The organism is Nitrobacter sp. JJSN (genome assembly GCF_051912485.1).
GTDB lineage: Bacteria > Pseudomonadota > Alphaproteobacteria > Rhizobiales > Xanthobacteraceae > Nitrobacter.
This window is the reverse complement of the sequence record NZ_CP196822.1, coordinates 3,998,895-4,021,825: the sequence shown is the minus strand read 5'-3', so window position 1 is coordinate 4,021,825 and position 22,931 is coordinate 3,998,895. Positions and strand designations below refer to the sequence as shown.

Sequence of the window (22,931 nt, the reverse complement as noted above, 5' to 3'; positions counted from 1 at the left end):
CATCTGACCGGCTATCGCTGTCCAGAACGCATCCCGGAATGACGAAGAGATAGGATCAGACCGATGGTTAAATTCGCGCTTCCGAGAAATTCAAAGGTCACCGGCGGCAAGACCTGGCCGAAGTCGGAGGGCGCGACCGAAACGCGCGAATTCAAGGTCTATCGCTGGAACCCTGACGACGACAACAATCCAAGCGTCGATACCTTCCACGTCGATGTCAACGAGTGCGGCCCGAGGGTGCTCGACGCTCTGATCTGGATCAAGGACCATATCGACCCGACGCTGACCTTCCGCCGTTCCTGCCGCGAAGGCGTGTGCGGCTCCTGCGCCATGAACATCAATGGCCAGAACACGCTGGCCTGCACCAAGTCGATGCACGACGTCGCCGGCGACACGGTGAAGGTCAATCCGCTGCCGCACCAGCCCGTCGTGAAAGACCTCGTTCCCGACCTGACGAATTTTTACGCGCAATACGCCTCGATCGAGCCGTGGTTGAAGACCACGACGCCGACGCCGCAGAAGGAATGGCGGCAGAGCCTTCAGGATCGCGAAAAGCTCGACGGCCTCTACGAGTGCATCCTGTGCGCCTGCTGCTCGACATCATGCCCGAGCTATTGGTGGAATAGCGACCGCTTCCTCGGCCCCGCCGCGCTGCTGCAGGCGGCGCGATGGGTCACCGATTCGCGCGACGAAGCCACCGGCGAACGTCTCGACTATCTCGAGGATCCGTTCCGGCTCTATCGTTGCCACACCATCCTGAATTGCACCAAGGCCTGTCCGAAGAATCTGAATCCGTCGGAAGCCATTGCGATGCTGAAGCTAAAGCTGGTCGAGCGGCAGGTCTGATCCCAGACGCGAGCCGGCCTACGCGCGGGCAGGCTTTAATCCGTGATCGCCATGGCCCAGAAGCGCCGATAGGGCGATGACGGCTTTGCGACCGACGCGACGCCGACGCGACGCGCGCCCGGCATCTGAAGATTAGCGCGATGCCCGCTGCTCGCATCCCATTGCCGGATCGTTTCCGCGCAGGTCAGAAAGCCTGCCGCGACATTCTCAGCTGCCAGCCGGCGATGCACCGGCGCGATCCGCACAAAGAAATTGCCATTCACGTCATGGCTGACCGTTTCCGCCCGCGCCATTGCCGTGGCTTGTTGTCGAGCGATCCGGTCGAGCGCTGCATCGGCGCGAACGGCTGACAGCCCATGCGCGCGCCGATAGGCGCTGATCTCGGATGCGCAGCCGTCCGCACGAACCGCGCTGTTCGCGATCATGGCCAACAACAAGGTCGTCGCCAGTAAAACGGATTTCATTCGAAACGCCCCCACGCAAGTTCCATGACACCGGCGGATGGCCCGCAAGCGGCAGCCGCCTCCGGAACATCACGCCATGCGAACCGTTAGCACTGCAAGAGGTCATATCGATCAAAGATTGCTGCGACGACCTGTCAATTCGGAATGGAGACACTCAATGGGGCACGCGATGGGTGATGAACCGACGGAAGTGCCGACGGAAGCGCCGCCCGTTCAACCGGGCCGTCCGGCGGAGCCGCCGCGTGAAGACCCGCCCGGTAATCCGCAGCCCGGTCCCGATGTGCCATCCCCGATGCACGAGCCGGACTCGCCCCCGCCGCCGCAGGAATTGCCCGGCCAGATGCCGGACGAATTGCCGCCACAGGCCCCGCCGACTCCGCCCGCGCAACCCCCTGCGACCGATGTACTCACCTAGCAACGCATGTCTACGGATGAATGCATGATCTGAATGCGACATGAATTCCGCGCGCATTTCATCGGGCGCATGCGAAAATAAAATCAGTCTTCGCTGCCGATCGCCGCCACATTACAGCCTTATCGCTATCCGTTGATCGCGACCCCGCCACCGTCGGCCAGCAGGCTTCGCGTTTGTTGCCGAAATTTTTTGTTGGGATAAAGATTGTCATGACGAACTTTCGCCTGGTGTTGCTCGCCACGTCGGCTCTCACCGTCTCGTCGCTGATGACGACGCCATCGCACGCTCAATCCGCGCCGGTCCAGCTCGCGCAGGGTGCGCCAGCCACTGACAGCGGGCAGGATACAAAGCGGAAAGAACTGCCGCCGAAAGCTGCACCTGCTCATCCGACTCCGCCGCCCGGCGCACCTGCGCGACCCGCGGCTCCCCCGCCCCATGCAGCACCGCCCACGGCGCCGCCACCTCCGGCTGCCGCACGGCCGGTCACGCCGCCACCACCCCATGTGACACCGCCGACGGCCGCGCCGTCGCGGCCGGCGACACCACCTCAGCACACAACGCCTCCCGCTCCTCCGGCCGCACCGAAAGCTGCGCCGACGGCGCAACCGGCTACGCCTCCGGCAGCCCCGAAGCCGCCCGCGCCCCCAGCCGTCGCACCGCCATCCCAGTCGAAGAGCGCGCCGCCTCCGGCCGCGACAAAATCGGCCCCGACGACGCCTGCTCCGATAGTGCAGCAACCAAGCACTTCACCTTCGACGCCGCCTGCCAACGCAGAGCCGAATGCGATGCGACGCCAGGAAGGAGGCCGCGGTGGACCCGGCCGCGACCACGGCGGACCGGGAGCTCCTGGGGACCACCAAAAGGGCGCAGCGCCCGCACAGACGACGGCACCCGGCACGACTCCGGTAGCGCCAAGCGCAACCCCAACGTCGCCCCGTGCCGCGCCTGCCACGCCATCCGCGCCAACGGCTTCGCCCGCGGCCACCCCGCCGAACAGTCCGACTGCGCCAGCGGCAAGCCCTCCGGCCGTCCCCGGGACTAAAGCGGGAGCGCAGCCCTCTGCTGCACCCGGCAGTCAGACGGCGCTGCCGGCGGGCGCGCCGGTCGCCCGTCACGGGCCACCCACCGTCACGACCCCGCTGCCGCCGCCACCGACGAACGCGCAAGCGCTCACCCCGATCGCGCCTGGCGCGGCACGGCAAGGGCCGCGCAACATTGAAGGCTTCCGCGCCGAGCGGCGCGAGACGCAACAGGATGGCCGCACCATCATCACCGAGCCGGGCCGGGTCATCGTGCGCGATCCGAGCGGGCAGTCGTTCATTCGGCACAATGAAGAAGATCGCTTCCGCTATGGCGCGCGCGATATCCGGCAGGAGCGGGTCGGCAACGACACCCGCACCGTGGTGATGCGACCGGATGGCTCGCAGATCATCACCATCAATGATCGTGATGGCAGGATGCTGCGGCGAATCCGGCGTGACCAGCGTGGCCAGGAAATCATCATCATCGACAACAGCCATTACGACCACGACCGTGGCCGCCATGGCGGTTCAATAGCGGCCGGCGTTGCCGCCGGAGTGGTGGCCGGTGCAATTGGCGGCTATTTCGTCTCGCTGCCGCCGCCGCGCATTGCAATCCCGCGAGACCGCTACATCGTCGAGGCGGAGGACGCTTCACCCGAGGTGATCTACGATACGCTGATGGCACCACCGGTGGAGACGATCGAGCGCGCCTATACGCTCGATGAAGTCCGTTACAGCCCGATGGTGCGCGCGCGGATGCCCAGCATCGATATCGACACCATCAACTTCGAGACAGGATCATGGGAGATTCCTGCCGATCAGGCGGCAAAGTTGCAAGTAATCGCCGATGGCATCAATCGCGCGATTTCACGCAATCCGCGTGAGGTGTTCCTGATCGAGGGACACACCGACGCCGTGGGTAACGATGTCGACAACCTGTCGCTGTCGGATCGCCGCGCGCAGTCGGCCGCTGAATTGCTGACCCAGCAATTCCAGGTGCCGGCGGAGAACCTCGTGACTCAGGGCTACGGCGAGCAGAACCTGAAGGTGCAGACCGATGGTCCCGCGCGGGAGAATCGCCGCGTCACGGCGCGTCGTATCACGCCGCTCTTGAACGGCGGTCAGGCCTCGGCGGAGCCGCCGCCGCGTCGCTGATCACAGGCAAATATCAAAACGAAAATGGCCGGGAACGATCCCGGCCATTTTTGTTTCAGTCATTGCGAGCAATGACGGCGATTCTCACAGCCCCAGCTTCTTCTTGCGCTGGCCGAGCGTGCGCAACCGCAGCGCGTTGAGCTTGATGAATCCGGCCGCGTCACGGTGATCGTAGGCCACAGCACCTTCCTCGAAGGTGACGAGATCCTGATCGTACAGCGAATACTTGCTGTCGCGGCCGACGAGGATGACATTGCCCTTGTAGAGCTTCAGCCGCACCTGACCGGTGACGTATTGCTGCGAATGATCGATCGCGGCCTGCAGCATCTCGCGCTCCGGCGAGAACCAGAAGCCGTTGTAGACCAGCTCGGCATATTTCGGCATCAGCTCATCCTTCAGATGCGCCGCGCCGCGATCGAGCGTGATCTGCTCAATGCCGCGATGGGCGACGAGAAGGATCGTGCCGCCGGGGGTCTCGTACATGCCGCGCGACTTCATGCCGACGAAACGGTTCTCGACCAGATCGAGCCGGCCGATGCCGTTGGCGCGGCCGAGTTCATTCAGTTTCGCGAGTAAGATTGCGGGCGACATCTTATTGCCATCGATGGCAACGGCGTCGCCCTTCTCAAAGTCGATTGAAATATAGGTCGGCTGGTCCGGCGCGGCCTGCGGATCGATGGTGCGGGAATACACATAATCCGGCACTTCCTGCGCGGGGTCTTCCAGCACCTTGCCTTCGCTGGAGGCATGAAGAAGGTTGGCGTCGACCGAGAACGGCGCCTCGCCGCGCTTGTCCTTGGCGATCGGAATCTGATGCTGCTCGGCGAACGCGATCAGCGCCTCGCGCGAGCGCAGATCCCATTCGCGCCACGGCGCGATGATGGTGATGTCTGGCTTCAGTGCATAGTAACCGAGTTCGAATCGGACCTGATCGTTACCCTTGCCGGTCGCGCCGTGCGACACTGCATCGGCGCCGACCTTCTCTGCGATCTCGATCTGCTTCTTCGCAATCAGCGGCCGGGCGATCGAGGTCCCGAGCAGATACTGGCCCTCGTAGACCGCGTTGGCGCGGAACATCGGGAACACATAGTCGCGGACGAACTCCTCACGCAGGTCCTCGATGAAAATGTTCTCAGGCTTGATACCGAGCAGCAGCGCCTTCTTGCGCGCCGGCTCCAGTTCCTCGCCCTGACCGAGATCGGCGGTGAAGGTCACGACCTCGGCGCCGTAGGTGGTCTGCAACCATTTCAAGATAATCGAGGTGTCGAGCCCGCCCGAATAGGCAAGCACCACCTTCTCCACCTTCTTGCTCATGAAAATCCTGTGGAATGACGTGAATTCGGCGGGGACTATAGGCAGAACCAAACCTCGTGCAAGGTCCGGGAGAGGCTCAGACCGGCTTGTTCGGCACGGGTACCGGGCCGACATCGCGGCCCCGCCACCGTTGCCGCATCCGATAGCCGGGCCAGGCAAACCGCGTCAGCGCGGCATCGATCTCCGCGTCGCTCTTCCGCGTCGCCGGCCAGCGGTAGATGTAGCCATGAACCAGCCAGACCACCAGAAACGCCACCAGACCGGCCGTCGCCACGTCGGTGAAGAAATGACCACCGAACGCCATCCGCAGCACGCTGGTGACAACGCCGAACGTGACCGCGCCTGCATAGGCCAGCGGCCGCCACACCGGCGGCGTCAGCACAGCCGGCGCCAAGGTCCAGAAGGCGGTCGCGCCCTCGCCGGAGAAGAAGGAACAGTTCTTGCCGCACTCGCCGCGCGGGTCCCACCACGCCATGAATTTCCATGGGCCGTTGAATTCCGTCACCATCACGGGTCGCGGCCGGCCCCAATGGCTCTTGAACGTCAGGTTGGTCAGGATCCCAGCACTGAGCAGCATGGTGATGAGCAGAAACGCGACGGCTCGGCCCGACATCATGAGCGGGCGGTCGGGACGAAGCATCTTGACCACCAGTGCGACAATCGCAGGCAGCGCGAACGCCCATGCCACCCACATCGCGGCATTGCGCGCAAATGAGGCCAACGCATCCGATTTGAGCGGAAAGGTTTTCGTCACGGGATCGTAGAACAGCGCGGCAAGACGCAGATCATATTCGGGATGAATCCCGAACACGATCCCGATCACGAGCGCAAGCCCGAGCGCGATGATTAATCCGGCGCGGTTCATGACGCGCGGTTTAGCCGACGACGACCGGCATGGAAAGGCCGCACAGCATCAGGTCTGCGCTGGCAGATCAGGAGGCTGCGGGCCGCGCGGACGCTCACGCCAGGCGCCGGCATTGCGCCCAGCGATCAGCCAATAGGTGAAGCCCGCGACAACCCCGGCGCCGGTCATGATTTCGAGATGGCGGCGCACGATGCCTTCGAAATGCATGGTCGCCGGATCAAACGGGATCAGGCCGAGGTAACAGGCGGCACCGCAAATCGCACCGCCGGCAGCGTAAGCCAATATGCCGCGGACATAAAAGGCTTCGGTGACGAGGACCACGATCATTGCCGGCAGCAGCGCAAAGCCACTGACGAAGATAAAGCCGAAGCCGAGCACGATGTCGAACGCGTCGGTGTCGATCGGACCGGTGCCGAGGTTGCTGAACTCGGGATATAGCAGCGCGATGACAATGACCATTCCGGCAACGAAGCAGGCGGCCACCAACCCGAACACGATCGCGAACAACCGGCCTATCAGGGACATGAGAAACTCAATCGGTTTGGCATGATCTTATCCGAAAACCGGTTCCCACTTTTCGGGATCATGCCTCAATCCGTCATCGCCATGGCGCGAAGCGCCTGACGCTCGCGGGCCGACAGCTTCTCGGTTTCGGACTTGAGCTGGCCGCAGGCGGCCAGAATGTCGCGACCTCGCGGCGTGCGCACCGGCGAGGAATATCCGGCGTTGAAAATATATTCGGAAAATTTCTCGATCTGATCCCAGTCCGAGCATTCATAGCGCGTGCCAGGCCACGGATTGAATGGAATCAGATTGATCTTGGCGTGGATGCCCTTGAGCAGCTTCACCAGAAGCTTGGCGTCGTCGAGCGAATCGTTGACGCCCTTCAGCATCACATATTCGAACGTGATCCGTTTGGCGTTAGAGGCTGCGGGATAATCACGACACGCCTGCATCAACTCAGTGATCGGATATTTGCGGTTCAGCGGCACCAGCTCGTTGCGCAGCTCGTCGCGAACCGCGTGCAGCGAGATCGCCAGCATGACGCCGATTTCCTCGCCGGTGCGGACAATATTAGGCACCACGCCGGACGTCGACAGCGTGATGCGACGCTTCGAGATACCGATACCTTCGTTGTCGGCGACGATCAAAAGCGCGTCGCGAACTGCGTCGAAATTGTAGAGCGGCTCGCCCATCCCCATCATCACGATGTTGGTGACGAGGCGATTGCCATGCGGCGTCTCGCGGTCGGCCCAGTCGTTCAGCCGGTCGCGCGCCACCATGATCTGGCCGACGATTTCGCCCGCCGTGAGATTGCGCACCAGGCGTTGTGTGCCGGTGTGGCAGAATGAGCAATTCAGCGTGCAGCCAACCTGCGAGGAGACGCACAGCGTGCCGCGATCGGTCTCGGGAATGTAGACGCACTCGACTTCATGCGGCTTTTCGAGATCGTTGCCGCTCGGCAGCCGAAGCAGCCATTTGCGCGTTCCGTCGTTGGAAATCTGCTCGGCAACCACTTCGGGCCGGTCGACCGTAACGTGCCGTTCGAGTTCGGTGCGCATGTCCTTCGACACGCTGGTCATCTCGCCGAACGTCTTCGCACCGCGGACATACATCCAGTGCCAGAGCTGCTGAGTGCGCATCCTGCGTTGCGCCGGCGCGACGCCGATGGCGGCGAGGCGCTCGGAAACCTCCGCGCGCGACAGGCCGATCAGCGAGGGTTTCGCCGGTGGCATATAGGTTTCGAGCGCGATTTTTTCCAGAGGGGCGTCGCCGGTCGCCATTCCGCGCACACCCGGCATGCTGGTCGCGGTGGCGGGATCAGTCGGAACAGTACTCAAGTTGTGGGGCGTTTCGCTCATGCCGCATGACATAAGCCTTCCACGGTCCGCTGAAAAGCCTTAACGCCACTAGCGCCTGCAATCCTGCCCGACCTTGTCCAGCGCCTGGGATAGGCCCTTAAGGGAAAAGACGTCGATGGTCTGCGTCCCCTTGGACGACACGCCCTTGACGGTCGCATCGGCGGACTTGCGCATGGCATCGATCAGCCGATCTTCCTCGGCGGCGTTCTTGATCCAGATGCCGTCGCCCTGGGTGTACATCTCGAAGCTTGCGCCGCCGACTTCGAGGGTGGCTTCCGAACCCGGCTTGAGGTGATAGCCGATCATGACCGACACTTCGTTCGCCACTTTTTCCGCCGGCCGCGTCGAGACGAAGGCGTAGGCCGAATCGCGCGGGCGATTGGGCGGATTGGTTTTCGAGGATGCCGGCTTGGCAAGGGCGAAGCAGACCTTCTTGCCGTTCGGTGATGCGGTATAGGCGCCCCACGCGCCGAACTGTCCGAGCAACGTCGGCTCCGAACCACCGCCACCCGTTGCCGCCGCAGCCGGCTTCGGCGCACTGAGTGCGGGAACAAGGCTCACCCCGCCTGCCAGCAGACTTCCCACCAGAACCGTCAGCAGTTGCCGCATCGACATCATCAAATCTCGTCCCCTATCATTGTGACTGGAAGATGGCTTGACGCGGGTCACGCATCATCGCGGAATAACCGGAAATGCCTGATTTGTGAAGGCGGCTCTATCCTCGCGGCTCGCGTCCCGATTCGCAAGCTAGTGGAGTGAATTTGACATTCGCTACCCCCTTTGCAGCAAACGCGGCAAGCGAATGTCAAATTCAAAACTCCACTAGAAATCTCATATTGGCTAGTGGTCCTTTGATTCTAACATTTGCAAGAACTCCTGCCGCAACGGGATGCAAATGTTAGAATCGGACCACTAGTAATGACATCGACATATACCTGCGCGTCCGAGACCGGCTGCGCCTGTGCCGGACCCGCGAGTCAGGAATTCAGCCGCGGCTTCGGACGTCGCCGGCGTGAGCAGATCTGGAAGACGGTGAAGACGTCATGTCACCGCAACGGCGCATGGGGCAATCAGCATGTTGCTTATGGCGCTACGCCGCTTCGTTCTCGATACCACGCTTCAATGCCGTGCGCGCGGCCTCGCGATGCTCCGGCGTGATATGGGCAGCCACGATCCTGATCGCCGTCGCAAGCACGGCGGCATCATCGGTGAAACCGAGCACCGGCAACACGTCGGGAACAAAGTCGAATGGCAGGATGAAATAGGCGATGGCCCCGAGCAGCGACGCCTGCACATGGCGCGGCGTCTGCTTGTCGAAGGCGCAGTAATAGGCGGCCAACAGATCTTCTGCGAACGGCACGTTGGCGACGACGCGCTTCAGCTTGCGCCAGAACCGCCGGCGCACGCTGTCGCGGTCCTGTGCCAGTCGGTCGGCCGGCTCGAATCCCACACTGTGTTCGGATGCCATCATCAGGGTTCCAGAAATGTCATGGGCGACGGATTGTCGAAGTCGCCGCTTTTTACCACGTGGGCACTCCATTTCCCCGCTGCAAGGCCGGCATAGCCCGTTCAGGCCACGCCGAGCTGGCTCGCGATCGCGTTCATCGCTTTCGCTAGCCTGATATCGCGCTCGGTCACACCGCCGGCGTCGTGGGTCGCGAGCACGACCTCTACCGTTTTATAGACGTTACGCCATTCCGGATGATGGTCGTTCTTTTCGGCGACCAGCGCGACGCGCGCCATGAAGCCAAAAGCCTCGTTGAAATCCCGGAATGTAAAGGTGCGGGCGATGGCCTCGCGGCCCGGAACCTCCGACCAGCCCGATAACGCCTTGACCGCTCCTCTTCGTGCGTCCGCCGATAGCCGGTCCGCCATGTCTGCCTCCTTTTTGACCGAGTCGCTCCGATCCATGCCACAATGCCGGTCAAGAACCGGCAACGGCCCGTCAACCATAACGAAAACGTAACCACGGAACGGCCGGAACATCGCTAGAATGTGAGTACAACCGTATTGGCAGCATGACATCAGATTTCACGCGATTGTCTACCAGACCGGCCGCCGCCAATGGTCCCGGTGCTGAGCCCCCCGCGTCCCGGCGTTCGGCACAACGCAAGTTAGCGCTTGTCTTGCTGGCCGGAGTGCTCGCTCTGGTGGGTGCGGTCGCAGGCATCTACTATTACACCATGCGTCCGGTGGTGCTGCAGGTCGCCGTCGGCCCCGCAAACAGCGATGACGCGAAGGTCGTTCAGGGTCTGGCGCAAGCCTTCGCGCGCGCTCACAAGGAAATCCGGTTGCACACGATTCTGACCGATGGAGTGGTCGCGAGCGCCGCCGCCTTGTCCGACGGCGAGGCCGACCTCGCGATCGTTCGCGGCGACCTCGATGTTCCGAAGAATGCGCAGGCCGTCGCGACGCTGCGCAAGAGCGTCGCTGTTTTATGGGTTCCACCGAAGCCGAAGGGCAAAAACGCCAAGGCCGTTAAAATCAAGAATATCACGCAGCTCGCCGGCCATCGCATCGGCGTCGTCGGCCTCACCGACGCCAATGTGAATTTGCTGAAAGTGATACTGCAGCAATATAACGTCGATCTCGCGAAGGTGGACATCGTCCGGTTCGCCACAACCGAGGTCGCCGAGGCGATCCGCGCCCAGAAAGCGGATGCGTTTCTCGCCGCCGGTCCCGTCAACAGCAAGATCACCGCGGACGCCATTGCGGCCTCCGCACGCGACGGCGGCGCGCCGACCTTCCTCGCGATCGATTCCGCCGACGCGATCGCGCAAAATCATCCGGTATACGAAGCTGCGGAAATTCCGCCAGGCGCGTTCGGCGGCTCCCCCGCCCGACCCGACGACGAGGTGAAAACGATCAGCTTCTCACATCACATCGTCGCTCGAAAAAGTCTGTCGGACGCGACCGTTGCCGCGTTTACCCGGCAGCTTTTCGCAATCCGGCAGCAGATCATATCGGATTTCCCGCTGGCCGCGAAAATCGAGACACCCGATACCGACAAAGACGCGGTGATTCCTGTTCATCCGGGCGCTGCAGCCTATGTCGACGGTGAAGAAAAAACCTTCCTCGATCGCTACAGCGATTACATCTGGTGGACGCTGATGGCGATGTCGGCGACGGGGTCAGCAGGCGCCTGGTTCGCGAGTTATATGAAGAAAGACGAGCGGGTCGGCAACGCGACCCAGCGTGACCGGCTGCTCGACATGATCGCGCTGGCGCGCCGGAGCGATTCCCTGGACGAACTCGACTTGATGCAGGCGGAAGCCGACGCCATCCTGCGCGACACGCTGAACGGTTTCGAGAACGGCGCGATCGAGGAAGGGTCGCTGACCGCCTTCAACATCGCTCTCGAGCAGTTCCACAACTCCGTCGTGGACCGCAAATGGCTGCTGACGAGCACGCCGCAGCATCCGCAATTGGCGAGCGTTCCGCTCCGCGCTACAACCTGACGATGATATTGCAGCGACGTCATTTTGGGGGAAGCGGAACCCGCCGCGATCGAGAATTACTATAAAATATTGATTTATAGCGAGCTTGGATATATAAGAGGTATATATAATATATCTTATATGGACCGTTTGAGTTTCCGATCCGGCTGCGCTCGGCGTTCTCGTGGTGGCGTGTGCCACATGATCTACTTGGCCACGGAGCTTGTATGTATATACGAGAATGGCATTCGCGGGATCGTCGACGCATTTGCGCCAAGGTTCGCGCCGATGCCAGTCCAGCTTGTCTTCCTGTCCTCGCGGAGTCTTCGAGATGACTTTCGTTGTCACCGAAAATTGTATCAAGTGCAAATACATGGATTGTGTGGAGGTATGTCCCGTCGACTGCTTCTACGAAGGCGACAATATGCTCGTCATCCATCCGGATGAGTGCATCGACTGCGGCGTTTGCGAGCCGGAGTGTCCAGCCGAGGCCATTGTTGCCGACACGGAGCCGGGTCTCGAAAATTGGCTCAAGCTGAACGCCGAATATGCTTCGGTCTGGCCGAACATTACCATCAAGCGCGATGCCCCAGCCGACGCGAAAGCCTTCGACGGCGTTACTGGCAAGCTGGAGCAATATTTCTCGGCAAATCCCGGGCAAGGCGACTGAGAGAACGCCCACTGCTCTCGGATTCAGGACACGCATCGCCGGAAGCGACGACGTAACCTGTATTTTGAAGAAGGGCCATGACGCGGCTTGCGGCCAAAAACATCAACGTGAAGCGAGCCTATGAGCCTCCCACGAAAGGCGACGGCACACGAATACTGGTTGACCGCTTATGGCCCCGCGGCCTTCGCAAGACGGACGCCGCTATCGATCATTGGGTCAAGGACATCGCGCCCAGCACTAAGCTGCGCAAGTGGTTCGGGCACGAGCCCGCCCGCTGGCAGGAGTTTCGACAACGATACGCGGACGAGATCCGCGGATACCCGGAACGGCTCGACGAACTGCGTGCATGCGCCCGGTCAGGCCGGATAACGCTCGTCTTTGCGGCCCATGACGAAGCGTACAACAATGCGGTCGTCTTGAGAGATGTTCTCCTGAGCCGCATCGGCACGCGGTCGTAGCGGCGTCATCCTCCGATGCGCAACTGCGCATCTGAGGGTGCGTGTCGCACGAGAACCCGGAATTTCTTGCGTTTCGAAGCGTCGACGAATCCTCCGAGCTACGCGGTCGAACCGCGCAGTCCCCGCTCGACAATGCGGGCAAGCCGCTTGGAAAACTCAAGCGCATCGCTGGGACGGTCGCCGTCAAGAACGCGCGCGTCATCGAGCAGCATTCGCGCCGTGTCCTCCTTGAACGCGCGATCGCTATCCCCGAGCGCCGCCAGCGAAGCGATCAGCGGATGCCTCGGATTCACCTCGAGAACCGGCTTGGATGCGCCGGTGAGCTGTCCGACGCCAACGAGAATTTTTTCCAGTTGCCGATCAGGGCCCGACTCGGCCGCAATGAGGCAAACGGGGCTATCGGTGAGACGCTCGGACGAGCGCACGTCGGAAACCAGATCGGCGAGCGTCGTCTTGAGAAAGGAGAGGAACTCCGTGACACCAGCGCTGACGTCCTGCTGGGTTTCTGCGTGCGCATCGACGCGCGGGATCGCCGCCAGATCCGCGGCACCCTGCGTCACGGATTTGAACGGCTTCCCTTCAAAGCTTGGTCCGGAGGTAACCCAGAAGCTGTCGACTGGATCTGACAGCAGCAGCACCTCCACACCGCGAGCACGGAAACCCTCCAGATGGGGCGAGGTTTCGAGACGCGTAGCATCCTGCCCGGCGAGATAATAGATCGAGGTCTGATTGTTTTTCAGGGCGCCGATGTAATCCTTAAGGCTTCGCAGCGATCCCGTCGTGGTCTTGAAGCGGGAGAGCCCGAGGATAACATCGCGCCGGTCGGCGGCATCGTATATGCCTTCCTTGAAGAGCGGACCGAAGGCCTCCCAGATCTTTCCGTAAGCCGCCGCGTCCTTCTCGGCGAGTTTCTCGAGTTCGCTCAGGATACGGCCGGTGATGCTCTTCTTGATCGCGGCCAGGATCGGGCTTTCCTGAATCATTTCGCGCGAGATATTGAGCGGAAGATCCGCCGAGTCGACGACGCCGCGCACGAACCGCAGATAGCGGGGCAGCAGATCGGCATCGTCGGTAATAAAGACGCGCTTCACGTAGAGCTTTATTGGTCCCTTGCGATCGGTTTCAAACAGATCGAAGGACCTGGTTTGCGGTACGAACAGGAGCGCAGTGAACTCCTGTCGCCCTTCGGCGCGGAAATGCACCGTGAGCGCCGGTTCATCGAAATGGCCCGCAACGCTGCGGTAGAAGTCGGCATATTCGGAAGCGCTGATCTCACCGCGCGGCTTCGTCCACAGCGCCGCGCCATCAGCAATCTCAGTCGGGGCAGCTCCGGGATTCTCGACAAGCACGATCGGAACCGGCACATGACCGGATTGCTCCCGGACCATCTGTTCGAGCTTGAGCCGATCTGTATATCCCTTGGCGTCTTCGGTGAGATGAAGGATCACGCGGGTGCCTCTCACGGGGGCTTCGCTCTCATCCACGGGCGTAACCGTGAACGTTCCCTTCCCGTCCGACGACCAGCGCCAGCTTTCCCCGGCGTTCGCGCGCCGCGAGATCACATCGACCTGATCCGCCACCATGAAGGCCGAGTAGAAACCGACCCCGAACTGACCGATCAGCGTCACTCCGTCGCCGCCTTCCGCAGCCTTGGCCTGCTCGATGAAAGCCTTGGTGCCCGACCGGGCGATCGTACCCAGCGCGTCGACCATCTCGTCCCGGCTCATGCCGATGCCGTTGTCCGCGACCGTCAATTGCCGCCGTTCCGCATCGATGGTTATGGCAATCTGCGGCCTGGCATCATCCGCCAGCAATGCGGGATCGCTGATTGCGTCATAACGCAGCCGCTCGCAGGCATCCGCTGCGTTTGAAATCAGCTCCCGCAGGAACACATCCTTATCGGAATAGACCGAGTGCACCATCATCTGGAGCAGCTTGGCGACATCCGCTTCAAACACCCGGCTCTCGGCCGCACCATCCGTGTCGATTGTCGAGGTCATATTCGCTTTACCTTGAACCCTTGAACATCCTGCCTCAGGAAATCATCATCCGATGATATAGAAAATATGCCGCCGGTATGCCAGTGCGGCGAACGTGCTTCCAGCCTTTCGGTTCGCCGCCAACGGCTGGAGGCGAGCCCGATACCGCCCGCCATCGCTTGCGACACTTTGCCCGATTGCGGCGCCCACCACACCGACGCACCCGGAAGAGACAGACACATCATCAAGGGCGAAGCGCCGCATTCCGTCTCAGGTCATGTAACCGCGATATCGCACGCCGGCGCGCAATTGGTGTCTGCGTCGCACTCTGGCTCGTTGGTGGTTCGGAGTGAAATTTTGGTGGCCTTCGGAGAACTCAAGAAACCGCGAGCAACGGCACATGACAGGTTTAGTTTAGAACGAACCTAATCCTGTCCTGTAGTAAAGCGAGGTCGGCTTCGATAAATAATTTGCGCTGATCTCACGGGTGCCGTTGCACCTCTTCGACTGTGATAACGGCGGCGAGACAAATGGAATCGATGGTCGACAGCGACGAACTCTGGCAGCGAAAGAAACGTCGCGCTTTCTTTATCAACCAGCTTTATCAATGGCACTGGATCACCTCAGGGCTCTGCCTGATCGGCATGTTGTTGTTCGCCGTCACCGGAATCACGCTGAACAATTCCGGGAAAATCGAAGCCAAGCCGACGGTCGTGATGCGCGAGGGGCAACTGCCGCAGGCCCTGATCGCCGACCTGAAGCCTGAGGCCGGCGCCCCCAAGGCCGCTCTGCCAACGAGCATCAACGGGTGGTTGCAACGCGAGATCGGCGCCAACACTGCCAATCGCGATACCGAATGGTCGGACCAGGAGGTCTATGTGGCCCTGCCCCAGCCCGGCGGCGACGCATGGCTCAGCATCCAGCGCGACAGCGGCGCGGTGTCCTATGAAGTCACGGACCGCGGATGGGTCGCCTATCTCAATGATCTGCATAAAGGCCGTCATGCCGGCAAGATGTGGAGCTGGTTCATCGACGTGTTCGCGGCCGCCGCGATCATCTTCTGTGTCACAGGCCTTCTGCTTCTGCAGCTTCATTCCAAGCGGCGCCCGGCCACATGGCCCGTCGTCGGCATGGGGCTGATTATTCCGATGCTGCTCGCTGTTCTCCTCATTCATAGCTAGAAGGTCAACAATGCGCCTCCTGATTACCGCCGCACTCTCCACCCTTGCCGCAGGCTCGTCGCTGGCCTCCGAAGCCACAATCAGCATCGACGTTCCGCAGCTCAACGTCGTTGAGTACCACAAGCCTTACGTCGCGATGTGGGTCGAGGCGGCCGATGGCGGCAAGGTCACCAATCTTGCCGTGTGGTATGACACCAAGCACAAAGACAAAGAGGGCACGAAATGGCTCAAGGACGTGCGGCAATGGTGGCGCCGCACTGGCCGCGAGCTGACGATGCCGGTCGATGGATTGTCCAGTCCCACTCGTGCGCCCGGCACCCATCAGATCAAGTTCGATAGCACCGGCAAGCCTCTCAATGGTCTGACCCCGGGCAGCTACCAACTCGTCATCGAGGCCGCTCGCGAAGTCGGCGGTCGAGAGTTGCTGAAAATTCCGTTCGAATGGCCGCCGAAAGCTCCGGCAACCGGCGAGGCCAAGGGCGAGCGCGAGCTTGGCGCAGTCACGTTGAAATTGACCCCCTAGAGCCTTCCGCTTCTGACGGAGTCGGAAGCGGAGCTCCATGATTTTTATTTGACGAGTCTTCTTCACGCGAACCGGTGTCCACTTCGCTCGAAAACGCTCTAATCCACGCCCACGAATACGCCGCGCATTTGTCGCACCCACAGCTTTCATGGAAAAGGATTTCGCCATGACCAACCATCTCAAGCTCGCGTTGATCGCAGCGGCGGTTTCGCTGCTTGCCCTGCCCGCGCAGGCTCACCGCGCCTGGCTGCTGCCATCGGCCACCGTATTGTCCGGCTCGGACCTCTGGGTCACGGTCGATGCCGCCGTCTCAAACGACCTGTTCTACTACGAGCATAACCCGTTGCAGCTCGACAACCTGTCGATCGAGGGGCCTGACGGCAAGACCGTCGCGCCGGAGAACCTGGCAAAGAGCCACTTTCGCAACACCTTCGATTTCAAACTGACGCAGCCGGGCACCTACAAATTGACGGTGGCCAATCAGGGCCTGTTCGCCAACTACAAACTGGATGGCCAGAACAAGCGCTGGCGGGGCAAGGCCGAGGAACTCGCTACAGCGATCCCCGCCAATGCAACCGACGTGAAGGTCACGGAAAACCGCAGTCGGGTCGAATCCTTTGTTACATCGGGCAAGCCTTCAATTGACACGCTGAAACCGACCGGCGTTGGACTTGAAATGATTCCGGTAACCCACCCAAACAATCTGGTCGTTGGTGAGAAGGCCACGTTCCGCCTGGTACTTGACGGACAGCCCGCCAGTGGCGTCGCGGTCGAAATCGTCCCGGGCGGAATCCGCTATCGCGACAACCTGAACGACAGCAAGTCTACCACCGACGACTCCGGCAGCTTCAGCGTCACATGGCCGGGACCTGGGTTTTATTGGATGAGCGCATCGGTGCGCGACGACAAGAGCAAGATCAAGAACGCGCAGCGCCGCAGCACTTACACCACGACGGTCGAAGTGCTTCCGCAATAACGACGCCGATGACTGCGTCCGTCGCCCGGCGCGTGGCAATCCCGGCAATCCCGGCAATGCCGGTGATGCCGCCCGCGATTCCTGCGGGCGGGCACATTCGGGAAATAGCCGGCACGACCATGGGAACCACATGGTCGTGCAAGTTTGTCGGCTCGTCCGCTAATGCGCAAACATTACGCCGGATGATTCCCCTCGCACTCGATCGCGTGATCGCGCAGATGAGCCCGTGGGAAGGCCAATCCGACATCACCCGGTTCAATCGGTTGCCGCTGAACCAATGGCAGGAGTTGCCGCGGGAACTCGGCCGGGTGATGTCGAGCGCGCTGCGCATCGCGCGGGAATCCGGCGGCGCCTATGATCCGACCATGGGAGCGCTGGTCGACCTCTGGGGTTTTGGCCCGAGTGGACCTCGCGAAGCGCCGCCGCCGGATCATATCGCTCGACTTCATCAGGCTTGCGGATGGCAGCAACTCGATCTCGACACCAGCGCCCGACGCCTGCGTCGACACAATTGCGGGGCGATCGACCTCTGCGGTATCGCCAAGGGCTTTGCCGTCGATCTGGTGGCGGAAACCTTGCTGGAGCTCGGCATTCACCACGCGCTGGTGGAAATCGGCGGCGAATTGCGAGGGCACGGGGTCAAGCCCGATGGCAGCCCGTGGTGGGTCGAGATCGATCGACCCGCACAAGCCGCGGCCCGCGTCGTTGCCGAGCCGATACTGGTAGCATTGCACGACCTCACGATCGCAACATCAGGATGCGAACGCGGCTTCGCCCGTGGCGCGCAGCACTTCTCCCACACCCTGGATCCGCGAACCGGATGGCCGATCGCCAACGGCATGGTCACCGCGACCGTTTTGCATCGCTCCTGCATGGAAGCGGATGCCTACGCGACAGCGCTGATGGTGCTGGGGCCGGAGGCCGGAACCAATTTCGCCATCAAGCACCAACTCGCCGCACTTATTCGCTTCACGGGCGACGATGGCAATATCATCGCTGAACGGACCACGCCGGCTCTCGACGCCATGCTGGCGTGAAAGCCAGACTTAAAGTCTTCGCGGACGATGACGCTGCCTTCCAGTCAGACACTGCACGTCAGGTCAGCGCCCATTGCCGCAGCAGATTATGATACAACGACGTCAACGACACCACGGACGGGTGCTCGGGATGGTCGGCGTTGAGGCGAATGATCGACATGTCCAGATCGAACATCATCGCACGTTTCGTGACGTCGGCGATCATGCTCTCGGTCCAGAAAAATGACGCGATGCGCGAACCGCGAGTCACCTTGGTGACATGATGCACACTGGTGCCTGGATACACGATCATATCGCCGGCCGGCAGCTTCACGGAATGCGCACCGTAGGTATCCTCGATCACCAGCTCGCCGCCGTCGTATTCTTCGGGCGATGACAGGAACAACGTCGAGGACACGTCGGTCCGTACGCGCATTCCAGTTCCGGGAAAGGTGCGGATGGCGTTGTCGACGTGCGAACCGAAATTCATCTCGCCATCGGCATTGTAGCGATTGAATAGCGGCGGGAAGATCATCTTCGGCAATACCGCGGACATGAACAGCGGATTCCGGTTGAGCGCCGCGAGCACCATGTCGCCGAGTTCGCGGGCTTCCGCCGTTCCCTCCGGCAATTGCAGGTTGCGCTTGACCTGAACCGACTGATGCCCTGCCGTAACGCGCCCGTCCACCCAGGCGGCGCGCGCCATCACCTCGCGGCAGTGTTTCACCTGATCCGGCGTCAGGACATTCGGAATTCGCACCAGCACCAGGATATTCCTTCAAAAAAGAGCCGGCGCCCTGCGACGCCGGCTCCGATATTGTCACTTTCCGACCGGCCGTAGCGCCGGCTACTTGCTCACGTAACGCGCAGCCTTCACCGGATAATCGGCGACCGGCGGCGGCGGCGCGAAGTGATAGCGATAGGTCAGCATCGCGGTTCGGCCAGCGGCCGGAACGGCATGACCCTGGTAGTATTGTGCGAAGTACAGCTCATCCGTCACGTTGTAGATGTTGAGCTGCAGCAGCGAATCCTTGGTGACCTTGTAGCTCGTCATGAGGTCGAGCTTCCAGTATTCCGGCACATAAGAGGTGTTCGTCGGATTGACGAAAGTGCTTGCGGCATAGGTCACGCCGCCGCCGACGGTCCACTGTGGCGTGAGATCGTAAGCGGTCCACAACGTGAAATTATGCGGTGGCGTGTTCGGAAGTTGGCGGCCCAGTTGCGAAAGATCGGTCGTATTGACGATCTTAGAGTCGAGATAGCTGTAGCCCGCGAACAGGCTCCACTGGTCGGTGAGCTTACCTGCCGCGCCCAGCTCGATGCCATCCACGCGCGCCAGACCGCCAAGCACCAGCGCCGTATTCAAGACCGGATCGACCGGGATGCGCAGGTTGGTCTTCTCAATACGGAACACCGCGCCGCTCAGGGTCAGCTTGCCGTTAAGAACGTCGGCCTTGGCGCCGACCTCGAGCGTCGTGTTTTTCTCAGGCGGCAGCAAGGTGTTGGCCGCGTTGTTGGTAGCATCGCTGAGCGTTTGGAATTCAGCCGCAGGATTATACGAAACGCCGTAGGCAGCATAGATGCTCGAACTGTGCGTCGGATGGAAAACGCCACCGACACGCCAGCTAACCATATCGTCGGTCCGGCTGAGCTGCTGGCTAGCGGGCGGCACTGCTGCGAGGTTGGTGTAGTCCGAATGGAAATTGTCGTAACGGATCGACCCGAGCAGTTCGAAATATTCGTTGAGCTTGACCTGATCGAAGCCATAGACCGCATAGTTGGTCGACACCGTCGAATTCGGCAAGCCGAACCCAGTATTCGGCCCTCCAAAGGACGTGTCCACCGGATCCCAAACGCTGGTCCGGCACGCTGGAGTAGTCTGCGTACAATAATTAGCACGGATCTGATAGCGAGTTTCGCGCGCGGCCTCGACGCCGGTCGCAAACGTATGCTCCCAGCCGCCGGTCCAGAACTTGCCGGTCAAGTCGGTCTGGTTGATGAGAAGCGTGTTATCGGTCACCGTCTCGAAGTGCTGCCGGCCAACTGTCATTTGGTCAACAGGGTAATTGGTGAAAGCCGGGGGGAACGGAGTTGGGAAAGGTGTACCCGCACTGTCACCGAGGCTGCGCGGCGCTGTCGGTCGTGCCATGCGGTCCACGGCGACGTAGCGCGTCGCGTTTGAAATCTTCAGATCTTTGTCGAAGTCGTGTTCGAAGCGCAATGTGCCGATATGGGTGTCAGTCAGCACGCGGTCGGCTAGCGGCCCGCTGGCGACGCCGTACCACACATTGCGTGGCGCCGGGACGGGCGGTGTCGCCGCGCCGGTGCCGTAATAGCCGGGGTTGGTCAGCGCACCGGTCGCCGAACTGTAGGTCGGCGCAGGGAGGTAGGGGCGACCGTAATCCGGCACGCTGTCCTCACCCTGATAGACGTAGCTGAGGATCGCGCGGGTATCCGGCGTGAACTCCGCCTTGAATGACGGAGCGACGCCCCAGCGCTTGGCATAGACGTGATCGCGACTCTCGGTTGGAATATCCTGATACATCGCCGCGATGCGGCCGGACAAATTTCCCTGTTTGCCATTGGCATCCACCTCGGCGCGGTAGCCGCCGCTGGTCACGCCGCTGACGGTGCCATCCACGAAATCGGTTGCTTGCGGCAACTTGGAGACTGTGTTGATCGCACCACCGGTCGAACCGCGGCCGAAGGCAAATCCCGACGGTCCCTTAAACACTTCGACGCGGTCGGCGCTGAACAGGTCGCGCGTGTACCAGCCGGGATCGCGGATGCCATCGCGGAACATGTCGCCGCGCGCCGCAAAACCGCGGACGATCGGGCTATCGCCCTGCTGGCCGCCTTCACCGGCGCTGAACGTGATGCCCGGCACCGTCCGCAGTGCATCTTCCATGCTGAGGAGGCGCTGCTCCTGAATGACCTGTTGAGTCACGACGTTGACGGTCTGCGGCGTATTGGCGAGCGGCACCGGAAGGCGGGAAATCCCGGCCTGCGCGGGAGCCTGATAGCCGGTGACGCCATGTCCGTCACCGACGATGGGATTGACCTGAACGTTGCTCGGCTGAGCGGCAACCGGCGCAGGCGCAGCCCGTACCGGCGCGCGGTGTGCCGTTCTTTTCTTCGCCTGCCGCTTCGGCGCCGTGACGCGAACCTGCGGAAGATCGTCGGCGCTCGTCGCCGGCTGCGCGTCGGCGGAATCGGGCATCAGCATCACCGCGGCGACGCCAATCATCGCCTTGCCCCATCCGACGACTGACGAATGCCCTACTGCTCCGTCGCCGCTATTCGCAGCGCTCGCGTGACCTATCGATGAAATGCCCATTCGCCCCATCCTTGATTGCTAACATCGCGGAAACAAAATCAGCACCGCAATGTCGCTCGTCATTAACTTAAAAATTTTCGTGAGCAACATATCAGCATCGCAATTCGAGGCTGTTTATAGAAGTTCTAGCTCGCATCCTCTCAATCGAGCATCGAAGAACGCAGCGCGCGACAACACTTCCACTTCGACAACGAATGAACTGCGTCATTGCGCCGCATATTTTAAATGGATTCTAAAATCCTCGTCGGTTTCGCTGTTTGATTCGGAAAGCGCAGACGCTAGACCAACCGCAGATGCGTGCGCATCCATCATCGTCCCGCGCGAACAATTCAGAACGGCGCATGATTACAGAGTCTCCCAACATGAAGCTGTCTCTGAACCTTTCACACACGACACAACACAATGATCGGTCGCGATCCGCAAAGGTTTCTGCGATCACGCTAGCGTTTCTCTTGACGTTCTCGTTCGCCCCGCACGCCGTTAACGCTCAATCCCCGGCGCGGCCTGGCACCCACGACGCCGCCACTTCCGGACAAATTCCTCCGACGGTCGTGCAATCGACGCCTCCTGTGGCGCAGATGGCGCAACCTGCAGCTCAGCCGCCCGCGTCACAGGCGTCGCCCATCGAGCAGCGGGCCGCGCCGCCCGCGGCTCCGGCCGAACATCGGGCCCCGCCCGCAACGGAAGTAGCCGAAGCCCCCGAGCCGATTCTGCCGCATGAACTGACGCCCATCGGCATGTTCATGGCCGCTGATTACATTGTGAAAGCGGTGATGATCGGCCTGGCCTTCGCATCGGTCGTGACCTGGTCGGTGTGGCTCGCCAAAACGATCGAGTTGCTCGGTGCGCGGACCAAACTCATGCGAGATATCGGCAGCGTGGAAGGCGCGCGCTCCCTCGAAGAGGCGAACAAAACATTACGGCACACCGGTAGCGATATCGCGATCCTGACCCACGCCGCGCGCGAAGAGATTCGTCGTTCGCAGGACGCTATGAACCATGAAGGCGTCAAGGAACGTGTCGCTTCGCTGTTCAGCCGTATCGAGGCGGCCGCGGCGCGGCGCATGACCCGCGGAACAAGCATTCTGGCTACCATCGGATCAACAGCGCCGTTCGTCGGACTGTTCGGCACGGTTTGGGGCATCATGAATGCCTTCATCGGAATTTCGAAATCGCAAACCACCAATCTTGCCGTCGTCGCGCCCGGCATTGCCGAAGCTTTGCTGGCGACAGCGATGGGACTTGTCGCGGCAATTCCGGCGGTGATGATCTACAACATGTTTGCGCGCTCCATCACCAGCTATCGCGGCTTGCTGGGAGACGGCTCGGCGGAGTTGATGCGTATGGTGAGCAGGGATCTCAACCGCGCGGAAATGATCCCTCATCAGCGGGCTGCGGAGTAAGGAGTAAC

At 61.4% G+C, this 22,931-nt stretch carries 22 protein-coding genes; 11 read left to right on the top strand and 11 right to left on the bottom strand.

The genetic code is table 11. From position 1 onward, the window contains the following. Positions 1-63: 63 nt before the first annotated feature. The gene (locus ACSZOQ_RS19530) at positions 64-846 is read left to right on the top strand and encodes a succinate dehydrogenase iron-sulfur subunit (protein WP_439924012.1); all 783 of its coding nucleotides are present in this window, start codon (positions 64-66) and stop codon (positions 844-846) included. Positions 847-881: 35 nt separating this feature from the next. Here ACSZOQ_RS19530 and ACSZOQ_RS19525 read toward each other — a convergent pair whose 3' ends face one another. Continuing rightward, a complete protein-coding gene (locus ACSZOQ_RS19525) occupies positions 882-1,310 on the bottom strand; it encodes a CAP domain-containing protein (RefSeq protein ID WP_439924011.1) in 429 nt (142 codons plus the stop codon). A 157-nt stretch (positions 1,311-1,467) separates the two neighbouring features. Between ACSZOQ_RS19525 and ACSZOQ_RS19520 the strand changes: the two genes are divergently transcribed. After that, positions 1,468-1,725 (top strand): hypothetical protein, encoded by a 258-nt coding sequence (locus ACSZOQ_RS19520; RefSeq protein WP_439924010.1) that lies wholly within the window; start codon positions 1,468-1,470, stop codon positions 1,723-1,725. A 209-nt stretch (positions 1,726-1,934) separates the two neighbouring features. Further along, positions 1,935-3,902, top strand: a complete 1,968-nt coding sequence (locus tag ACSZOQ_RS19515) for an OmpA family protein (RefSeq protein ID WP_439924009.1) — start codon at positions 1,935-1,937, stop codon at positions 3,900-3,902. Between the two features lie 84 nt (positions 3,903-3,986). Here the strand turns inward: ACSZOQ_RS19515 and ACSZOQ_RS19510 are convergent, their stop codons facing one another. The 7 genes from ACSZOQ_RS19510 to ACSZOQ_RS19480 form a co-directional block, all read right to left on the bottom strand. Next, positions 3,987-5,216 (bottom strand): argininosuccinate synthase, encoded by a 1,230-nt coding sequence (locus ACSZOQ_RS19510; RefSeq protein ID WP_439924008.1) that lies wholly within the window; start codon positions 5,214-5,216, stop codon positions 3,987-3,989. 76 nt (positions 5,217-5,292) lie between these two features. Then, complete coding sequence (locus tag ACSZOQ_RS19505; RefSeq protein ID WP_439924007.1) at positions 5,293-6,081, bottom strand: phosphatase PAP2 family protein; 789 nt, start codon at positions 6,079-6,081, stop codon at positions 5,293-5,295. 48 nt (positions 6,082-6,129) lie between these two features. After that, the gene (locus ACSZOQ_RS19500) at positions 6,130-6,606 is read right to left on the bottom strand and encodes a hypothetical protein (protein WP_439924006.1); all 477 of its coding nucleotides are present in this window, start codon (positions 6,604-6,606) and stop codon (positions 6,130-6,132) included. Positions 6,607-6,671: 65 nt separating this feature from the next. Beyond that, the gene (gene rlmN, locus ACSZOQ_RS19495) at positions 6,672-7,865 is read right to left on the bottom strand and encodes a 23S rRNA (adenine(2503)-C(2))-methyltransferase RlmN (protein WP_439926156.1); all 1,194 of its coding nucleotides are present in this window, start codon (positions 7,863-7,865) and stop codon (positions 6,672-6,674) included. Between the two features lie 126 nt (positions 7,866-7,991). Continuing rightward, positions 7,992-8,561, bottom strand: coding sequence for an invasion associated locus B family protein (locus ACSZOQ_RS19490; protein WP_439924005.1), 570 nt, complete (start codon positions 8,559-8,561; stop codon positions 7,992-7,994). A 472-nt stretch (positions 8,562-9,033) separates the two neighbouring features. Next, on the bottom strand, positions 9,034-9,411 hold the full coding sequence (locus ACSZOQ_RS19485) for a YkvA family protein (protein ID WP_439924004.1): 378 nt from the start codon (positions 9,409-9,411) through the stop codon (positions 9,034-9,036). Positions 9,412-9,512: 101 nt separating this feature from the next. Beyond that, positions 9,513-9,818 carry a 4a-hydroxytetrahydrobiopterin dehydratase gene (locus ACSZOQ_RS19480; RefSeq protein ID WP_439924003.1) on the bottom strand — a complete coding sequence of 102 codons (306 nt, stop codon included), beginning with the start codon at positions 9,816-9,818 and terminating at the stop codon, positions 9,513-9,515. Between the two features lie 308 nt (positions 9,819-10,126). On the opposite strand from ACSZOQ_RS19480, the gene ACSZOQ_RS19475 reads away from it, so the two are divergent. From ACSZOQ_RS19475 to ACSZOQ_RS19465, 3 genes are all read left to right on the top strand, one after another. Further along, positions 10,127-11,401, top strand: coding sequence for a TAXI family TRAP transporter solute-binding subunit (locus ACSZOQ_RS19475; RefSeq protein WP_439926155.1), 1,275 nt, complete (start codon positions 10,127-10,129; stop codon positions 11,399-11,401). A gap of 310 nt (positions 11,402-11,711) precedes the next feature. Beyond that, positions 11,712-12,050 (top strand): ferredoxin FdxA, encoded by a 339-nt coding sequence (fdxA, locus tag ACSZOQ_RS19470; protein ID WP_439924002.1) that lies wholly within the window; start codon positions 11,712-11,714, stop codon positions 12,048-12,050. 77 nt (positions 12,051-12,127) lie between these two features. Then, positions 12,128-12,508: a DUF488 domain-containing protein gene (locus tag ACSZOQ_RS19465; RefSeq protein ID WP_439924001.1), complete on the top strand. Its 381-nt coding sequence runs from the start codon at positions 12,128-12,130 to the stop codon at positions 12,506-12,508. Between the two features lie 98 nt (positions 12,509-12,606). On the opposite strand, the gene htpG is transcribed toward ACSZOQ_RS19465, so the two are convergent. Then, positions 12,607-14,508 carry a molecular chaperone HtpG gene (gene htpG, locus ACSZOQ_RS19460; protein ID WP_439923999.1) on the bottom strand — a complete coding sequence of 634 codons (1,902 nt, stop codon included), beginning with the start codon at positions 14,506-14,508 and terminating at the stop codon, positions 12,607-12,609. A gap of 509 nt (positions 14,509-15,017) precedes the next feature. On the opposite strand from htpG, the gene ACSZOQ_RS19455 reads away from it, so the two are divergent. The 4 genes from ACSZOQ_RS19455 (at position 15,018) to ACSZOQ_RS19440 (ending at position 18,204) form a co-directional block, all read left to right on the top strand. Next, positions 15,018-15,668, top strand: a complete 651-nt coding sequence (locus ACSZOQ_RS19455; RefSeq protein ID WP_439923998.1) for a PepSY-associated TM helix domain-containing protein — start codon at positions 15,018-15,020, stop codon at positions 15,666-15,668. A 10-nt stretch (positions 15,669-15,678) separates the two neighbouring features. Beyond that, a complete protein-coding gene (locus ACSZOQ_RS19450; RefSeq protein ID WP_439923997.1) occupies positions 15,679-16,191 on the top strand; it encodes a DUF2271 domain-containing protein in 513 nt (170 codons plus the stop codon). Between the two features lie 166 nt (positions 16,192-16,357). Next, a complete protein-coding gene (locus ACSZOQ_RS19445; RefSeq protein WP_439923995.1) occupies positions 16,358-17,167 on the top strand; it encodes a DUF4198 domain-containing protein in 810 nt (269 codons plus the stop codon). A gap of 8 nt (positions 17,168-17,175) precedes the next feature. Beyond that, the gene (locus ACSZOQ_RS19440; RefSeq protein WP_439923994.1) at positions 17,176-18,204 is read left to right on the top strand and encodes an FAD:protein FMN transferase; all 1,029 of its coding nucleotides are present in this window, start codon (positions 17,176-17,178) and stop codon (positions 18,202-18,204) included. Between the two features lie 58 nt (positions 18,205-18,262). Here ACSZOQ_RS19440 and ACSZOQ_RS19435 read toward each other — a convergent pair whose 3' ends face one another. Together ACSZOQ_RS19435 and ACSZOQ_RS19430 are read right to left on the bottom strand one after the other, a co-directional pair. Beyond that, complete coding sequence (locus tag ACSZOQ_RS19435) at positions 18,263-18,949, bottom strand: Fe2+-dependent dioxygenase (protein ID WP_439923993.1); 687 nt, start codon at positions 18,947-18,949, stop codon at positions 18,263-18,265. 81 nt (positions 18,950-19,030) lie between these two features. Further along, positions 19,031-21,520 carry a TonB-dependent receptor gene (locus ACSZOQ_RS19430; protein WP_439923991.1) on the bottom strand — a complete coding sequence of 830 codons (2,490 nt, stop codon included), beginning with the start codon at positions 21,518-21,520 and terminating at the stop codon, positions 19,031-19,033. Between the two features lie 341 nt (positions 21,521-21,861). On the opposite strand from ACSZOQ_RS19430, the gene exbB reads away from it, so the two are divergent. Beyond that, entirely contained in the window at positions 21,862-22,923 is a 1,062-nt protein-coding gene (gene exbB / locus ACSZOQ_RS19425) for a tonB-system energizer ExbB (protein ID WP_439923990.1), read from the top strand. Positions 22,924-22,931 lie beyond the last annotated feature (8 nt).

Coding starts and splice junctions, on each gene's coding strand:
- ACSZOQ_RS19430 (WP_439923991.1), bottom strand. CDS start 21,520: ATGGGCATTTCATCGATAGGTCACGCGAGCGCTGCGAATAGCGGCGAC.
- ACSZOQ_RS19475 (WP_439926155.1), top strand. CDS start 10,127: ATGCGTCCGGTGGTGCTGCAGGTCGCCGTCGGCCCCGCAAACAGCGAT.
- ACSZOQ_RS19450 (WP_439923997.1), top strand. CDS start 15,679: ATGCGCCTCCTGATTACCGCCGCACTCTCCACCCTTGCCGCAGGCTCG.
- rlmN (WP_439926156.1), bottom strand. CDS start 7,865: ATGGCGACCGGCGACGCCCCTCTGGAAAAAATCGCGCTCGAAACCTAT.
- ACSZOQ_RS19530 (WP_439924012.1), top strand. CDS start 64: ATGGTTAAATTCGCGCTTCCGAGAAATTCAAAGGTCACCGGCGGCAAG.
- ACSZOQ_RS19500 (WP_439924006.1), bottom strand. CDS start 6,606: ATGTCCCTGATAGGCCGGTTGTTCGCGATCGTGTTCGGGTTGGTGGCC.
- ACSZOQ_RS19440 (WP_439923994.1), top strand. CDS start 17,176: ATGACTGCGTCCGTCGCCCGGCGCGTGGCAATCCCGGCAATCCCGGCA.
- ACSZOQ_RS19465 (WP_439924001.1), top strand. CDS start 12,128: ATGACGCGGCTTGCGGCCAAAAACATCAACGTGAAGCGAGCCTATGAG.
- ACSZOQ_RS19490 (WP_439924005.1), bottom strand. CDS start 8,561: ATGATGTCGATGCGGCAACTGCTGACGGTTCTGGTGGGAAGTCTGCTG.
- fdxA (WP_439924002.1), top strand. CDS start 11,712: ATGACTTTCGTTGTCACCGAAAATTGTATCAAGTGCAAATACATGGAT.
- ACSZOQ_RS19480 (WP_439924003.1), bottom strand. CDS start 9,818: ATGGCGGACCGGCTATCGGCGGACGCACGAAGAGGAGCGGTCAAGGCG.
- htpG (WP_439923999.1), bottom strand. CDS start 14,508: ATGACCTCGACAATCGACACGGATGGTGCGGCCGAGAGCCGGGTGTTT.
- ACSZOQ_RS19510 (WP_439924008.1), bottom strand. CDS start 5,216: ATGAGCAAGAAGGTGGAGAAGGTGGTGCTTGCCTATTCGGGCGGGCTC.
- ACSZOQ_RS19520 (WP_439924010.1), top strand. CDS start 1,468: ATGGGGCACGCGATGGGTGATGAACCGACGGAAGTGCCGACGGAAGCG.
- ACSZOQ_RS19455 (WP_439923998.1), top strand. CDS start 15,018: ATGGAATCGATGGTCGACAGCGACGAACTCTGGCAGCGAAAGAAACGT.
- ACSZOQ_RS19445 (WP_439923995.1), top strand. CDS start 16,358: ATGACCAACCATCTCAAGCTCGCGTTGATCGCAGCGGCGGTTTCGCTG.
- ACSZOQ_RS19505 (WP_439924007.1), bottom strand. CDS start 6,081: ATGAACCGCGCCGGATTAATCATCGCGCTCGGGCTTGCGCTCGTGATC.
- exbB (WP_439923990.1), top strand. CDS start 21,862: ATGATTACAGAGTCTCCCAACATGAAGCTGTCTCTGAACCTTTCACAC.
- ACSZOQ_RS19525 (WP_439924011.1), bottom strand. CDS start 1,310: ATGAAATCCGTTTTACTGGCGACGACCTTGTTGTTGGCCATGATCGCG.
- ACSZOQ_RS19485 (WP_439924004.1), bottom strand. CDS start 9,411: ATGGCATCCGAACACAGTGTGGGATTCGAGCCGGCCGACCGACTGGCA.
- ACSZOQ_RS19515 (WP_439924009.1), top strand. CDS start 1,935: ATGACGAACTTTCGCCTGGTGTTGCTCGCCACGTCGGCTCTCACCGTC.